Below are 15978 nucleotides of genomic sequence, written 5' to 3'. Positions count from 1 at the left end.
CCTCCTCTGTTCCTAGTTTCTTCCGCTCCTCTGAAGTCCATACCTCATTGTATAAAGAAAAAAAGCAGGCTATGCCTGCTTCTGGTAAAACGAACGGGATTCGGTTAGAAAAGCGAAAGCGAGGTCATTGTCACGGCCACAGCCAGCGCCGCGATCCTGGCCAAATTCATGACCACGAAATTTTGCACCGCGATCACGAAGGTTTTCTCTTTGGATGGATGTGCGGTAAATGCGGCACCTTTTTTATATACCGGGACAATGGTGACGAACACCAGCAGAACCAGCACAGGGTGCACCTTCATCAGAAGAAGAGCTGCCAAGTCCAGATAAGCAAGGCAGTACAGAACCCGGAACAGTCTCAGCGAATGCTTGAAGCCGATGTATACCGGGAGCGTATACCGTCTGTTCTCCAAATCCTCATCCATGTCGCAGATGTTATTGGCCAACATGATGTTGGCAATCCCGAGAATGGCCGGCAATGATACGACCAGCAGCAGCAGCACCTCGGGCAGGTTCACCTGAAGGGAGAGGACGCTCCCTTGAATATCCATAACCGCCAGATGACTGCCTTCTGCATGGATCCAAGCCGAGATGAAGATGATGACAAACCCCATGAACAATCCGGAGAACAGCTCGCCTAGCGGCATCCGCGAAATCGGAATCGGTCCGAACGAATATAATATCCCTACGGCGAAGGACATTCCGCCAAGCAGCAGAATTAACCAGCCCGTGGACAGGAACAGCGCTATGCCGGATCCGACGGCCGTCAGCAGCAGCAGAGCGATGACGGACACAACCGCCGGCTCTTTCAGGTTATAACGTACGATGGCATTATGCTGCTCGTAACCGAAGCCGTTCTTTTTAATCGCTTTTTTGTAATCGTAATAATTATTGATCGCCGTTGTTGCCATATCAAACGACAGCAATGATGCGAGCATCAGGGCAAAATGATACCCATTGAACTGTTGAAAACGAAACAGCGCATACAAGGTTCCGAACAGGAACGGGATCATGCTGGCAACCTTCGTCTGTATTTCCACCAGTTTAAAAAAAGCACGGATTCCCATGACCATCATCCTTTATCCATATTGATCTGATTTCAGATTAAAGGATTTCATGGCCGCGGTCTGTTCGAATTGTACTTGACAAACGCGTGATGAAAGTGACGAATGTTACTTTTGGGCAGGATCAAACTTGTTCCGGAATATCCTTATCCTTGCGCCTGCGGCTCCAAGGCGTACCCAGCAGCGGCAGGGCCCAGCGGTCCAAGCCGTACCAGCCCGCGACTTTCCAGGCCAGCACCAGCCATGTCGCCAATATAAACAACAACGGATTGGAGCTTACCGTGCCCGCGAATAAAAAGCTGGCATTCATTAATCCGCCGAAAAACGCGGCAATACCGGTCAGCAGGCCCAAAATCAGCCCGAGTCCTACCAGTACCTCGCCGAAGGCCACCATATAGGCAAACAGCTTGGCATTGGGAAGCACAAACCCCTCTAGGAAAGAAGCATACCATCCGGTGACGTCCTTCCCTTCTTCCGCCTTTGCCAGCGCGCCGCCGACAAAGCCCTTAATGGCCGCTCCGGCTTCGCTTCCCGTCCAGGCTTCGGCCGTCAGTTTTTTCAAGCCCGACGTTAACCACGCGTAACCGAGATACAGCCTAACCAGCAGCCATATCCACGCCGAGCGCGTACTGTTGAACAAAAACATGGATACCGGATTTTCAGGGACCACAATATACTGTCCGTCTCTGTATTGTTTCGCCATGATTTCTGCAATCATCCTTTCGCATTTTTATTCATTCCATTCCCGCTAGTATATCCATTGTTCGACAAAGCGGCAAGTGCCTTTAACAATTTGTTAACACACATTCCGCGCGAATAAACTCGAAACACAAAAAAGCCCCACCGAAATGGCGGGGCTTTTTCTATATGATGATTTTCCTCAGATGCCGGATTCGATCTTCCCGTGCTTGGTCATGATCTCGGCTTTGCCGCGTATTTTCACCGCGGACGTATGATCCGTGAACTGGGCGATGATGACTTCGCCTTTGTCCAGCTTCTCGGTATGATGAAAGCGGGTATCCTGACCGCGGGTAAGACCGATTACCTGCACGCCATGGTCCAGCGCTTTGACAATAAAATAATCGCCGTTCTGAACGTTCTCCATTTTCCAGGCCTCCTCGCCGTAAGCCTAAAAGAAAAGGCCGTGAACGAATTCACGACCTGTGCTCTTAGGTAATATGTAGAAATCTTTATTTGATTCCGTCTTTGAGCGCTTTACCAGGTTTAAATGCAGGAATTTTGCTCGCAGGGATTTCGATTTCTTCACCTGTTTGCGGGTTGCGGCCTTTCCGTGCGGAACGCTCGCGAACCTCGAAGTTGCCAAAACCGACCAGTTGTACCTTGTCTCCACTTTGCAATGCTTCGGAGATTGCATCGAAAACGGCATCAACCGCTTTAGTTGCATCTTTCTTGGAAAGCTCAGTAGATTCAGCTACTTGTGTAATCAGATCCGATTTATTCATTCTTTCACCTCCCTAACAAGGAATGTGCTCCACTTGCTATTCACTGTTTCCGTTTTACCGCAAATTATACGTGCAATCGGGTATTTTACCCCTATCTCGCGTTTAGAATGCATGACGCGGAACAAATTTATAGTAATACAGCCATCTCATAATTTCAAGCGTTTTGCTTTGCTGGGCCAAAGAAAACATGAAAAACAGCCGCTAATCGGGACTTTTGACCCGTTAGCGACTGCATTTTCAACTCCTTTTCGGCGCCCACTTAAAGAATGATTGCGATCAAACCGCCGGAGCCTTCGTTAATGATGCGACCCAAGGTTTCCTGCAATTTGTATCTGGCATTGTCTGGCATCATCGCGATTTTTCCTTGGATTCCTTCACGGACGATCGAGTGCAGCGAGCGTCCGAATATGTCGGATTCCCAAATTTTGATCGGATCGTTCTCGAAGTCCTGCATCAGGTAGCGCACAAGCTCCTCGCTCTGCTTCTCCGTGCCGATGATCGGCGAGAACTCGGATTCCACGTCCACCCGAATCATATGAATGGATGGCGCGGTCGCTTTCAATCTTACTCCGAAGCGGGTGCCTTGACGGATGAGCTCAGGCTCATCAAGCGCCATCTCGGCCAGGGAAGGAGCGGCGATGCCGTACCCCGTCGTTTTGACCATCTCAAGCGCTTCGGCGAAGCGGTCGTATTCCCGTTTGGCATGGGAGAACTCCTGCATCAGCTGCAGCAGATGATCCTTGCCTCGGATCTCGACACCCACGACCTCCATCAAGATCCGGTCATACAGTTCGTCAGGCGCGAAGAGGTCGATCTCGGCAACGCCCTGACCCATATTCATGCCGCTGAGTCCGGCGTGGTTGATGAAATCATATTCCATGAACTGGCTAACCACACGATCCACGTCACGCAGACGGCGGATATCTTTCACGGTATCTCTCACCGAGTTTTCATAGTTGCTGCGGAGCCAGTGGTTCTCGTTAAGCACCATAACCCAGCTAGGCAGATTGACATTCACTTCATGCACCGGGAACTCATACAATACCTCACGAAGCACACCGGTCACGTCATCATCGGTCATGGTAGCCGCACTCAGCGTCATGACCGGAATATCGTATTTCTCTGCCAGCTCATTGCGCAGCTGAAGGGCTTCTTCGCTGCGGGGACGCGTCGAGTTAATGACAACAACAAACGGCTTGCCGACTTCCTTCAGTTCCTCGATGACGCGCTCCTCGGCCTCAACATAAGAGCTTCGCGGGATCTCCGCAATGCTTCCGTCCGTCGTGACAACGACGCCAAGCGTGGAGTGCTCCTGAATGACTTTGCGGGTTCCGATTTCAGCCGCTTCCTGGAACGGAATCGGCTCTTCGAACCATGGCGTCGAGATCATTCTCGGGCCATTCTCGTCCTCGTAACCCTTGGCGCCTTCAACGGCATAACCAACACAATCGACCAATCTTACGTTGACCTCAAGGCCATCCGTAACCTTGATTTGTACCGCGTTGTTCGGCACGAATTTCGGCTCGGTCGTCATGATCGTTTTCCCTGCAGCACTTTGAGGCAGCTCATCGACAGCTCTTACTCGATCCGCCTCGTTCGTAATGTTCGGGAGAACAACCGTCTCCATAAACCGCTTGATGAACGTTGATTTTCCCGTACGGACGGCACCGACAACACCTAAGTAAATGTCCCCTCCGGTCCGTTCGGCAATGTCCTTAAAAATGTCCACTTTTTCCAAAAGAGATCCCCTCCTCAAATTACTCCGAAGGAAAAATGCTTTAAGAGCATCCGCTTCGTGTTCCACTCATAGCCAAAGCCATTGCAACAGATGAGCAGCCTTTACAATGTCGCCAGCATCCCGCCGCCGGTATTCCATGAGTTTGGATGGAAACGGCAAAGCGGCGTAACTCGTACATGCATTTGGACTAGTAACATCATATGTACCGGGTTCAAAAATATGACGGTTGCCCCTTAAAGTCCGTCCAGTTTTTTTTAAGATATCGAATATGCCTGCAACTGCCAGACACGCAATCGAATACCGTAAGAAAAACCACCACTCGGGGCACGGTCTGTCTTCGCGCTGTCACGCCTTTCAGACGCTTTCTAGTGCCTCATGATGTGGGCAACCGGCTCTTGCCCGCACTACTCTTTCAGATTATGAATATGCGCGGACTTTACTAGATATTCCAAAGAGATTCAGCCCTATTCCAAAAAACGATCCAAGAAGAGACTCGAGGATAAAAAAGTAGACCCGCCTTATGGCTGCCGTACCTCATTCTTCAGGCAGAAACCGGCAACCAGGCGGGACCAAAAAAATACCCGCCGATATCGGCGGGTACGGGTTTAGGATAGGGGCTGAGCCACAGGCTGCCCGTCCTTCCATGCATAGGGTACGGATTTAACGGGTACATAATAGGATTCTTTCTCCAGAAACACCCGTAAATCCTCTCCTTCTTTGGGCTCGGAGCCATTTTTCTGGATAGCCTGCATAATATCAAAGGCATAATCGGCGTACACCGTGCCCTCTTCATCCATCATAAAAGGCATTTCCTGGCCCGAGTATACACTCATTAACTTAAGGGATTTGGCCTCGGTTTTCGACAAATCCACCGCCGTATAACCCGGGTAGAGGGCTTCCCCTGCCGGAAGGGCGTTGTCATTCGCCATTTTGTACAGATTCACGGCTCGCTGAACGTCATTCACCTTCTGAGCCGTTGTTAAGTCCATGACCTTCACGGTCGGTTCGGTTTCCTCATTAATAATGAGAAAATAACCGCTGCCGCCTTTCTCGAAAGCCGTATCCGGAATTTGGTCGATATATCCTCGGCCCTTCAGCTGATCCAAATCGACCCGGTATTTCTCATACTTCGGAATTTCCGCGCCTGCCGTAATGATCGGCAGAATTCCTTGCTCTTGATAAAAATCGTCCACGGCCGACTGAATCCGTTTGACACTTTCCCTATAGGAAACCTTGTTCTCCTGCAGCTTCTCGTCAGGATATAGACAACCTGTCAGCAACATTGGAAACAGCACCAGGACTAAGACGGCAGACATCCGCTTCGTACGGTCAGCCGCTTGGGTCATCCAAGTGATCATACTCAACTAACATCATCCTTCGCTTTAAATAAAGTCATCGGACTCCCGGTTCCTCGCTGCCTCCAGCTGCTTGCGTATCGCGGCTTTAAGGGGATCCTCGGGGATTATCACCTTCAAATGGCTCGTAATCCTCGTCTGGCAGGATAACCGGTAGCCTTGTTCCATCATCGACGTTCCCAGCTTCCTGATTTCCTTGGTCTCAGGAGCAGAGCAATGTCCGCGTTCCTCATCCGGTACCAGGATCTTGCACATCAGACAGCCTGCTTTGCCTCCGCAACGGGTCGGAATGCGTACACCGGCACGACGCGAGGCATCCAGCACATTCGTGTTCGGACGAACCTTGACCTTCTTCTGATCCGGCAGAAATAATACCTCGTACTCCAACGGTAAACCGCTCCTTTTCTTATGTACCCGCTCTTCCATGCTGCCGGTTCGATTACCATGCTATGGCTGTAGTCCGATTAATCGCTTCAATACCATCCGATGTTCCTCGCTCAACCGATTTCGGCTTAACAACCGCTGAAGCAGCGGCAAATGTTGGTTCATATCCCTCAACATCGTCTCCGCAATGGCATCGTAACGATCCGGTCTGTCTCGAAGCACATTAAACACCAGTTCATGGGATAACGGCATCAGCCGTACCGTGACGTCCCGTATGTGACGCGCTGGCGCTGCAGGATAGAGCAATTGATCGATTTCAACGCGATAGGAGGAACCCTCCGAATTCACTTCAAATCCGCCTACAAGTTCAATCGGGACTTTCTCTAATTCATAGTGGCTCAGAATGGAAGAATATATCCCTTCCTGATCCAGCCGGGGAGCGTCTACTGCCAGAAGGGCCAGCGTCTCATGCAGCGGCTGAATCCCCCCTGCATCGGCGTAAATATCGATATCCCTCGGCGGCTTGCCTAATTCTACGCCCTGAAGGAGCAAGCAGCAGCTTCCACCCAGCAGCCAAGCGACAGGCGCCTGATTCAGTTTGTGAATGGCGGTAGCTAACGCCTTCTCCAATTCCGGCAGATCATTCAGCGTCATGCTGCACCCCTTTACCGTATCATCCCGGAAGCGGCTTCCCATATTAAATGATGGAAGCCAGTCCGATAATAAAACCGAAAATCATCATCATAAAGGCCACAAATGATAGCGTGCCGCGCAGAAAACCTTTGGTCTTGCTTCGCGCAAGCGTAACCACGATGACGGACAGCGCCATAATCAATAATGCGACAAGGGACAGCCACATCTTTTGCATCGGATCCATGTCACGAAACTCTCCAATCTCTCTTCAAATTATTCAACCTATTATATCACGAAAATGATAGTGCCTCACCCTGAGTATGGCGAAAAAAAGAACAAAAGCCGCATTCCCGCAAAGGATGCGTCTTTTGTTCATGATCAGCATATCTTATTTGTTCATCATCATTTTCATCAAGGCTTCCATATTGCTCGGATTCATGCCGCTCTTCTTCACCGCTCCGACAATTTCCTGAATCGTGTCCTCGCTGACAGGTATGTTCGCCATAGCAGATACCTGCTTGATCAGCTGGCGGAGCTGGGCTTCATTTTGCATAGTAGACGGCTTAACCGTGCTAGCCAGCTTATTGACAGCCCCTGAAGAAATTTTCTTACCGCTTTTCTTGTTAATCGCATTCAGTACATCCTTGTGAAAGCTTTTGCTCATTTCCACCCCTCCTCCGACATCCTCACATCAATATATGAGTCAATCCTCGGAATGGTGAATAAGCTAGGTGTGCCATTGCTCCCAAGTCTCGAGCGGCATCATTTCCATCTCGGTCTTGGGGTCCCGGCCCATTAAGGCTTCCACGGCCACGCGGGGATTCCGGTCTTTAAACAACACATGGTACAGCTGGTCGGCAATCGGCATCTGCACCCCGTATTTCTCGGAAATGGCATGCGCGGCTTTGGTCGTGCGTATTCCTTCCACCACCATCCCCATGGATGCGAGAACCTCATCAAGCTTCTTGCCCTGCCCAAGCATCGATCCTGCACGCCAGTTCCGGCTGTGCTGGCTCGTAGCGGTAACCACGAGGTCGCCGATCCCGGCAAGCCCGGCAAACGTCAGCGGATTCGCGCCCATCTCCATGCCGATTCGCAAAATTTCTGCCAATCCCCTCGTAATAAGCGCCGCCTTGGCGTTGTCGCCGAAGCCCAATCCGTCGGACATGCCGGCGCCCAAAGCGATAATATTCTTCAGCGCTCCGGCCAATTCCACGCCGATCATATCCCGGTTCGTGTACACTCTGAAATACGTGTTCATAAACAGATCCTGGGCGGCGGCGGCGGCCTTGGCGTCCAAAGATGCCACAACGACCGTTGTAGGGCAGCGTCTCACCACTTCCTCCGCATGGCTGGGTCCTGATAGTACGACTACGCGACCTTCCTCGCAGCCCAGCTCTTCGGATATAACGGTCGACATCCGCTTCAGGGATTCAATCTCGAATCCTTTGGTTGCGTGAATCACCAGCATATCTTCGCTCCAATACTGCTTCAGCTGGCCCGAAACCTCCCGCATCGCGGACGACGGTGCAACGATAACCACAGCAGCAGCCGAAGAGACCGCCTCTTCCATATCGGTCGTGGCGCGAATGTTCGAAGATAACTCCACACCGGGCAAATAACGGTTGTTGGTATGCAGTTCGTTAATTTCACGGGTCTGTTCCTCCGTTCTCGTCCAGACGACAACATCCAGATCATTCGAAGCGAGAACACTTGCCAAAGCGGTTCCCCAACTGCCTGCCACCAGAACAGCGACTTTGTCAGACAACGCGCTTCCCTCCTTTGTCCTTTCCTTTTCCGGAACCAAGCTTGTTTTCACGTCCCTGTACAAGCTTCACGATGTTCGAGCGATGACGCCAGAAGGCGAATACGCATATGATCAAGCTTGTCCAAAAGATCGGCCAGGAATAATCCGCGATCAAGAGGAAAACAGGGGTAAGCACTACAAAAATAAGGGAACCCAAAGATACATAACGGGTAAAAACAATGGATAGAATGGCGATAACGCCTGCTATAAGCGCTGGAATGAAGCAGAGCGTAGCAAGCACCCCAATGGCGGTTGCAATTCCTTTGCCGCCTCGAAAGCGGAAGTAAAGAGGCCAATTATGACCGATGATGGCGGCAATGCCGCATAATCCCGGCAGCCACGCATTGTCTCCCCCGAGCCATCGTCCGATCCAAACCGCAGCGATGCCCTTAATTACATCCAAAGCCAATACCAGAATGGCAGGTCCTTTTCCCAGGACGCGAAGGGTATTGGTTGCCCCGGCGTTCCCGCTGCCATGCTGACGAATGTCGATCCCTTTCAGGATTTTGGCAAGCAGTACGCTAAAGCTTACCGAACCAAGTAAATAACAAACTACAATCGCTACGATCTCCAGAATCAAGCTATTCTCCCCTAACTCTCATCAGACTTTCTTCGAGTAAATATCCTGATGGGTGTACCTTCAAAGTCAAAAGCGGCCCGAATCTTGTTCTCAAGGTAACGCTCATATGAGAAGTGCATCAATTCCGGATCGTTGACGAATACGACCATGGTCGGCGGCTTGACCGCCACCTGTGTTGAATAGTTAATGCGCAATCTTCTTCCCTTATCCGTTGGAGGCGGGTTAATCGCAATTGCATCGGATATGACATCGTTAAGCAAATGCGTCTGCACGCGAAGGGAATGCTGATCGGCCACATGTTTAACGACAGGGAGCAGCTTCTGCAGGCGCTGCTTCGTCTTGGCCGACAAGAATACAACCGGCGCATAGGTCATGAACAGGAAATGGTCCCGGATCTTTTTCTCGAACTGCTGCATCGTCTTGTCGTCTTTCTCGACCATATCCCATTTGTTGACGACAAATAAAGACGCTTTACCGGCCTCATAGGCATAACCGGCGATATGCTTGTCCTGCTCGATAATGCCTTCTTCCCCGTTGATGAGCACGAGAACGACATCCGCCCGCTCGATGGCCCGCATGGCCCGCATGACGCTGTATTTCTCGGTGGTTTCATACACTTTTCCGCGTTTGCGCATGCCCGCCGTATCGATGAGGACGTACCGCTGCCCGTCTTTCTCGAATGGCGTATCGATCGCATCGCGGGTCGTGCCCGCAACGTCACTGACAATGACGCGCTCTTCTCCCAGAATGGCATTGACGAGAGAAGATTTGCCCACATTCGGTCTGCCGATCAAGGCGACACGAATAACATCCTCGTCATATTCGTCGTCTTCCAGTTCCGGCAGGTTCTCGACGACAACGTCCAAGAGATCGCCGATCCCTGTGCCGTGGCTGCCTGATATCCCGACAGGATCGCCAAATCCGAGGGAATAGAACTCATAGATATCATCAGCGCGCTTCAAATTATCCACTTTGTTTACGCTGAGTATGACAGGTTTACCGGAACGGAACAGAATCTGTGCAACTTCCTCGTCCGATTGGGTAACCCCCGTCTTCGCATCGCACATAAATACGATGACATCCGCTTCTTCAATCGCAAGCTCGGCTTGCATGCGTATGGATTTCAAAATCATGTCATCGCCGTCGATTTCGATACCGCCTGTATCGATGACACTGAACGCTTTACCGTTCCATTCGGCACTGCCGTAAATCCGGTCACGGGTAATCCCCGGTTTATCTTCAACGATGGCTAATCTGTCGCCGATCAATCGGTTAAATATGGTGGATTTACCGACGTTAGGCCTTCCGACGATAGCCACTACGGGTCTTGCCATAGTCACTCCTCCTGTCAATTCTTACGATTATCATCATAGCAAAAAACGTTACAATTGGCTAACCTTTCATCTGCATTTCTATTATGCTCTACCCCATGTTACAACATCCGTAAACGTTCGTCCCCTAAAAAAACAAATGGCGAACCCAGATTTCTGGGTTCGCCGACTTCGTTATGATAGGTCAATAGACCGAACAAAACTGTTCCCGGGCTTACTTGAATTTGCTCAGCTTATCGCCGAAACGCTCGCCAAGCGTAACGCTCATGCCTTGGTTGTTCAAAGAAACGTTCGGGTTGTCTTTCAGGTCGATTTTAGGACCTTTGGACGGTTTTTCAGCTCGCGGAGCTTGAGCTGGCGCTTCTTCGGTTTCTTTGATGCTCAGGCTGATACGCTGCTCGGAAGTGTTGATGTCAAGTACTTTAACCTGAACTTCTTGGCCTTCCTTCAGTACTTCTTGCGGAGTACCGATATGCTTGTGGGAGATTTGGGAGATATGAACCAAACCTTCTACGCCCGGTGCCAATTCAACGAAAGCTCCGAAGGTAACCAGACGTTTTACGACGCCCGTTACGATGTCGCCCGTGTTGAATTGATCGCCAGCTGTTTCCCAAGGACCCGGAGCAGCCGCTTTGATGCTGAGGCTGATTTTGCCTTTTTCAGGATCCACTTTCAGCACTTTCACGCGCACTTGATCGCCTTCGGACAATACATCGGATGGCTTGTCAACATGGCTCCAAGCGATCTCGGATACGTGAACCAAACCGTCCACGCCGCCAACGTCAACGAATGCGCCGAATTGCGTGAGGCGTTGCACCGTGCCTTCCAGCACTTGTCCGTCTTGAAGCTCGGACATCACTTTTTGTTTGTTCGCTTCGAACTCTTCTTCCAGAACGTCCTTCTGGGAAAGAATCACTTTGTTGTTCTCGCGGTCCAGCTCTTTCACTTTTACGCGAAGCGTGCGGCCTTTGTAATCGCTGAAGTCTTCAACGAAATGACGCTCGACCATGGAAGCAGGAATAAAGCCGCGTGCGCCGACATCGGCTACGAGTCCGCCTTTAACCACGTCGGCCACCGTTACTTCGAATACGTCCTGATCCGCAAAATGCTTCTCAAGCTCATCCCAAGAATTCTCGGTGTCGATCGCGCGCTTGGAAAGAACCAGGCTTTCCTTGTCGTCGTTGATGCTAACGACCTTGCACTCTACCTCTTGGCCAACCTGAACCGCATCCGATGCATTATCAAGCTGTACAGAAGACAGTTCGCGAACAGGAATTACGCCGTCATATTTATATCCAATGCTTACGTAAGCTTGGTTGTCCTCCAGTTTGACGATCGTCCCTTTCACGGTGTCCCCTTTTTTCAAGGATACGATTTGGTCCAGCTGCTCTTGGTTTTCAGCAGCCTCTTGATTTCTTGTTTCTTCCGACATGTCAAATAACCTCCTCAATTCAAACCCCATTTATTTAAACTCGCATTCGCGAAGTTCAAAACATAATTGCTGTAGTATCTTTCCAACCTTCCCATGCTTTTTATGCATGGAGCGAATAAATCAGTTCTCGGTTGGTTTGCCGCTGGCCCGCATTTCGTGAATCTTGGCCATGATCAATTCGGTTGCCCCATCCAGTGCCTCCGGTGACTTGTCACCTTCGAACCGGGACAGATCCACGGGTGCGCCGTAGATGATTTTTACCTTTCGGAACGGCTTGTAGTCTCCAATGATGGCAGCCGGTACGACCGTTGCCCCACTGCGGAGAGCGAAGCTTGCCGCGCCACGTTTCGCCGCTGTTGCATCCGAATTGCGCGTGCCTTCAGGGAAGATTCCCATAATCTCGCCCGAACGCAAGATCGTAAGAGCTGTTTTGATGGAATCTTTACTTACGCCGCCGCGCTTAACCGGAAAGGCCCCAAGCTGACGAACCAGCCATCCGAACACCGGAATGTTGAACAGCTCGGCTTTGGCCATGAACTTCACCTGGCGCTTGACGTGAATGCCGACAGAAATCGGATCTCGTACGCTAATGTGATTGCTGCAGATTAGCACGCCGCCTTCCGAAGGTATGTTATGTACGCCGACAGATTCGAATCTGTAGAGAAAAGCGAACAAACCGCGGACCACCGCTCTGCAAAAAACGTAAATCATGCCTATTTCTCCCCATCCCCATTAAGTTTCGCAATATGAAAGAATCGCTTCGACAACCTGATTGATATCCATATGCGTCGTATCCAGTATGATGGCATCCTCTGCGCATCGGAGCGGGGACACTTCACGTTCCTGGTCCAGCCTGTCGCGTTCTGCGATATCTCTTTCCAATTGTTCCAGCGTTATGCCTTCATCACTTAACTCATGGAAGCGGCGGAGCGCACGTTCCTTGACACTGGCCGTCATGAAAATCTTCACCTCAGCATCCGGCAAAACCGTCGTGCCGATGTCGCGTCCATCCATGACAACGCCCTTATCCAGTGCCATTTGCTGCTGTAAACGGACAAGCTTTATTCGCAAACCTTCGATTCGTGCATATTGGGATACCACTGCACTAACCTGATGTGAACGAATATATGGCGTGACGTCTTCCCCGTTCAGCCAAACCATTTGACCATTTTCATGCGGTTTTAATTCAATCACCATGTTTTGTGCATGTTGAAGCACTTTTTCGGGATTTTCCGGAGAAATCCCTTGGTTCAGCATGAACCAGGTGACTGCCCTGTACATGGCGCCGGTATCCACGTAGATGTACTGCAGCCTGCTGGCTACCATACGCGCTACCGTGCTTTTGCCCGCGCCTGCCGGACCGTCGATGGCAATATTAATTCTGTCGCGATAACCTGTCCCCTGCATAACCAACGGGGCATTCCTCCTCAAACATATACCTCGAAATCGAAAGGGCTTACCATCCGATCAGGGACGGGATCACCGTTCCTCTAGTGAAAATATACAAGAAAGTCCGAGATAAACAAGGCACGATCTCATATTTCAAGAAAAAAGCAGGCGCCCGCCTGCGACGTGAAAATTATACCACACTAGCTAGAGCGATGCAAAAGAGAAGGGGTGTTTTCTCCCATCCAATCGTTTACATTTGGCTCATTAACGGGAACGCCCTCCATCTGCTGAATCGGCGAAAGGTAGGGCCGGCTTGGTTCATAATGCAATAGCAGCTGGACGATCACCAAAGCGAATGCGAGCCCTATCAGCAGCTTAAGCAGCACTTGACCGTATCGGTCATGAAGAGCTTGTCCTTTATCGCCCGGCATGGGATCCTGCCTAGTTTTTCGCCGCAGCTGATTTTGATCGTTAGATGCCTGGGACATAAGCACACGTTCCTTCCGACACAAAATTTTCCGCTAGTGTGCCACCGGCTTGTCCATTTTATGCATCAACGGTTGCGAAAATCAAACTGGCGCTCAAAGCAATAACGAATCAGCTTCTGACGCTCCATATCTACGATCTGATTAAACTTCAGCATGACGATGCTTCGATTGCCTGGCAGCTGCTTGACCCTGACAACTTCGCCTTCAAAAGGGACATGCTCCACCGATCCGTTCTTGAACGGAATAAGGATCCAGCAGCTTAACAAGCTCCCTTCCGCAAACGATTTGTCGGGTTCCAGGTAAAAGGATACCCCTCCTCCGCCGACATCATCGGTTTTGGTCAACAACCGCGTGCCGTCTTTGGCCATCACCGCTAACTCGAGCTCGGCTTGTACCCTCAGAAAGCTCCTTCTCTGCACCTTCGTGATCTGATCCGGCTCCGGCTTTTTGATGCGAACCAGGCGTATAACGTCTTCATGGTGACTCAGGACATAGGAATTGAAGAAGTTCTTGACTCCGCCCTCCGTCAAAAAATAAGCGGAAAGCTCGTCCCCAATATACAGCTTCTTCAGCCTCCCCGTTCCTTCCTGAAGCGGAACCTCCATATACATCGATTCGTCATCCATGTCGGAAATGCGGGATTTGTATACAATGCTGGCTTCCTTCTCATCCCCCGTATCCAACTGGATATAGAGGACGTCGTTGATCTTTGGATACAATGCGCTCACCCACTAATTCATCATAATCATTATTTTCCATTATATCACGGGATGAGCGGGACCATGGGATAAAATCTTCGAATCCGGTCGATTCATGTCTTTCCCCGGGATACAGATGTATTCCTTAGACACTATACTGGCTGCTTTGCAGCAGTTCTCCGCAAGCAAAAAAGCCGATTCAGGAAATCCCTGAACCGGCTTATATGACATCAAGAAACGGCTATTTAATTCCTGCCTGCGCATCCTTAACGACCTCGACCGTTTCTTCCAGGCCCGTATCCGCATTAATGTAAATCCGGTACTGCGAGCCGTTGATGCGTCCGCCGAACTCATAACACAGCACATCTTCGGAACGGTCGTTTTTGATTAAGGCCTTGCGGTGGTAGAGCACCTTGAATTCAGGGTTCAGAACCTTCTCCGCTTCGGCGAGGCTGAGCTTCGGCTGCGGGATATCGCGCTTCACCTGGTGCTCGTAAACAAAGTCGCTCGCCTGAAATCCGATGACCTCACCGTTATCCATCGCCGAGCGCACGGTGATTTTCTCAGGATAAATCAGCACGCCGTCCTCTTCGCGCACAAAAGAGAAGTTGGCCAGGTTATCGTATTGGTCGGCCGATACGACCGTCATGTCGGAATAGCCTTTTTTCGTCAGAAATTGCTGGGCTTTGTCGATGGCATCCTGAACGGATGCTCTCTTCGCTCCGACATTCCGTTCATCCGTGTAGGAGATCAGCTGGCCGCCTTTTTCGGTGAAATCCATGCTGAGCATATGGCCCTTCGGGTGTTTGACTTTGGCCGTGTAGGATACCCACTCGGTGCCGCTACCGTTCTTCGTCACTTGTACGTTGGCTTGATTGCCCGTGTCGGAGAATTTCAACGCTTTGCGCTTCACATCCTCCTCCGAGACCGGCATGCCTGCCAGCTGCTTCACGGAACGTCTGTCGTAAATGCTGCTTACCGACGGTCCCCAATCAAGCTCAGGGTAAGCCTCTACTTTTTTATCCACCGTTTTGAATCCGTCAATAATTGAGTTATCTTCGACTTTATTCGTAGCCAAGGCCGTTTCTACGTCCATCCAGCGCAGACTGTTAGCGATGACCTTGTTCTGCACATGCTGCAAATCCTTCGTGATTTCGCCGGAGTTGGCGTATAACGATTTCAACGTTTTGACTTCATTTTCGCTAAGCGGCTCCTTCGTTAAATCGCGCACGCCCGTCTTGTAGGCAAAATTCGATATCCGGGACAGGAACTCTTCGGTTTTGTTGAAAGGAAGCAGCGTTAGCGGCAGTTGGCTGATTTCGTTCTGGGCCTCGCTGGTCAGGCGCCATACATTCATCAGCCCCTTCCGGTGCATCCCTTGGGAAGTCGAGCTGACCGCAAGCGTATTGCCGAGCTCGGCATGAATCCTGTCCATATTGTACGACAAATCATGGAAAGCCCGTTGGTACTGGTTCTCGGCGTTAATCAATATGGCGTTCTTTTCTTTATTTTCTTGATATCCCCAAACCAGAGCCCCGATCAATAATATGGTGGCTACAGGAAACAGAATAGCGCTTAATCGTTTGTACATGATGCGATAGTCTCCTTTCTTCTAC

The 15978-nt window shown here is 50.6% G+C and carries 19 protein-coding genes; all 19 read right to left on the bottom strand.

Translation table 11 applies throughout. From position 1 onward, the window contains the following. Positions 1–104 precede the first annotated feature (104 nt). Positions 105–1067, bottom strand: a complete 963-nt coding sequence (locus MHI43_RS11100) for a prenyltransferase (protein WP_015734525.1) — start codon at positions 1065–1067, stop codon at positions 105–107. Positions 1068–1188: 121 nt separating this feature from the next. Further along, complete coding sequence (locus tag MHI43_RS11095) at positions 1189–1767, bottom strand: DoxX family membrane protein (RefSeq protein ID WP_015734524.1); 579 nt, start codon at positions 1765–1767, stop codon at positions 1189–1191. Between the two features lie 177 nt (positions 1768–1944). After that, positions 1945–2169, bottom strand: coding sequence for a trp RNA-binding attenuation protein MtrB (gene mtrB / locus MHI43_RS11090; protein WP_009595134.1), 225 nt, complete (start codon positions 2167–2169; stop codon positions 1945–1947). Between the two features lie 85 nt (positions 2170–2254). Beyond that, the gene (locus tag MHI43_RS11085; RefSeq protein WP_006209463.1) at positions 2255–2527 is read right to left on the bottom strand and encodes an HU family DNA-binding protein; all 273 of its coding nucleotides are present in this window, start codon (positions 2525–2527) and stop codon (positions 2255–2257) included. Between the two features lie 259 nt (positions 2528–2786). Continuing rightward, on the bottom strand, positions 2787–4265 hold the full coding sequence (gene spoIVA, locus MHI43_RS11080; RefSeq protein ID WP_009595160.1) for a stage IV sporulation protein A: 1479 nt from the start codon (positions 4263–4265) through the stop codon (positions 2787–2789). 605 nt (positions 4266–4870) lie between these two features. Further along, positions 4871–5623, bottom strand: coding sequence for a hypothetical protein (locus MHI43_RS11075; protein WP_085982511.1), 753 nt, complete (start codon positions 5621–5623; stop codon positions 4871–4873). Positions 5624–5647: 24 nt separating this feature from the next. Then, the gene (locus MHI43_RS11070; protein ID WP_009595225.1) at positions 5648–6007 is read right to left on the bottom strand and encodes a 2Fe-2S iron-sulfur cluster-binding protein; all 360 of its coding nucleotides are present in this window, start codon (positions 6005–6007) and stop codon (positions 5648–5650) included. A 60-nt stretch (positions 6008–6067) separates the two neighbouring features. After that, the gene (locus MHI43_RS11065; protein ID WP_015734521.1) at positions 6068–6658 is read right to left on the bottom strand and encodes a hypothetical protein; all 591 of its coding nucleotides are present in this window, start codon (positions 6656–6658) and stop codon (positions 6068–6070) included. A 43-nt stretch (positions 6659–6701) separates the two neighbouring features. Further along, positions 6702–6881, bottom strand: a complete 180-nt coding sequence (locus MHI43_RS11060) for a DUF2768 family protein (protein WP_006209457.1) — start codon at positions 6879–6881, stop codon at positions 6702–6704. A 144-nt stretch (positions 6882–7025) separates the two neighbouring features. After that, positions 7026–7301 carry a stage VI sporulation protein F gene (locus MHI43_RS11055; RefSeq protein WP_009595189.1) on the bottom strand — a complete coding sequence of 92 codons (276 nt, stop codon included), beginning with the start codon at positions 7299–7301 and terminating at the stop codon, positions 7026–7028. Between the two features lie 63 nt (positions 7302–7364). Continuing rightward, a complete protein-coding gene (locus MHI43_RS11050; protein WP_015734520.1) occupies positions 7365–8405 on the bottom strand; it encodes an NAD(P)H-dependent glycerol-3-phosphate dehydrogenase in 1041 nt (346 codons plus the stop codon). Continuing rightward, complete coding sequence (plsY, locus tag MHI43_RS11045; RefSeq protein ID WP_015734519.1) at positions 8398–9024, bottom strand: glycerol-3-phosphate 1-O-acyltransferase PlsY; 627 nt, start codon at positions 9022–9024, stop codon at positions 8398–8400. The genes MHI43_RS11050 and plsY overlap by 8 nt, the downstream gene beginning before the upstream one ends. 11 nt (positions 9025–9035) lie before the next feature. Continuing rightward, positions 9036–10358, bottom strand: a complete 1323-nt coding sequence (gene der, locus MHI43_RS11040; protein ID WP_009595099.1) for a ribosome biogenesis GTPase Der — start codon at positions 10356–10358, stop codon at positions 9036–9038. Between the two features lie 211 nt (positions 10359–10569). After that, a complete protein-coding gene (gene rpsA / locus MHI43_RS11035) occupies positions 10570–11787 on the bottom strand; it encodes a 30S ribosomal protein S1 (RefSeq protein ID WP_036665706.1) in 1218 nt (405 codons plus the stop codon). A gap of 120 nt (positions 11788–11907) precedes the next feature. Next, a complete protein-coding gene (locus MHI43_RS11030) occupies positions 11908–12498 on the bottom strand; it encodes a lysophospholipid acyltransferase family protein (RefSeq protein ID WP_015734517.1) in 591 nt (196 codons plus the stop codon). A 21-nt stretch (positions 12499–12519) separates the two neighbouring features. Beyond that, entirely contained in the window at positions 12520–13194 is a 675-nt protein-coding gene (gene cmk / locus MHI43_RS11025; RefSeq protein ID WP_176502384.1) for a (d)CMP kinase, read from the bottom strand. 182 nt (positions 13195–13376) lie between these two features. Continuing rightward, positions 13377–13664, bottom strand: coding sequence for a DUF5359 family protein (locus MHI43_RS11020; protein WP_036665709.1), 288 nt, complete (start codon positions 13662–13664; stop codon positions 13377–13379). Between the two features lie 65 nt (positions 13665–13729). Then, positions 13730–14392: a flagellar brake domain-containing protein gene (locus MHI43_RS11015; RefSeq protein ID WP_015734514.1), complete on the bottom strand. Its 663-nt coding sequence runs from the start codon at positions 14390–14392 to the stop codon at positions 13730–13732. A 211-nt stretch (positions 14393–14603) separates the two neighbouring features. After that, a complete protein-coding gene (ypeB, locus tag MHI43_RS11010) occupies positions 14604–15953 on the bottom strand; it encodes a germination protein YpeB (RefSeq protein ID WP_015734512.1) in 1350 nt (449 codons plus the stop codon). Between the last annotated feature and the right edge of the window lie 25 nt (positions 15954–15978).

This window comes from Paenibacillus sp. FSL H8-0457 (genome assembly GCF_038051935.1).
GTDB classification, from domain to species: domain Bacteria; phylum Bacillota; class Bacilli; order Paenibacillales; family Paenibacillaceae; genus Paenibacillus_AQ; species Paenibacillus_AQ lautus_A.
This window is presented reverse-complemented; position numbering and strand designations above follow the sequence as displayed.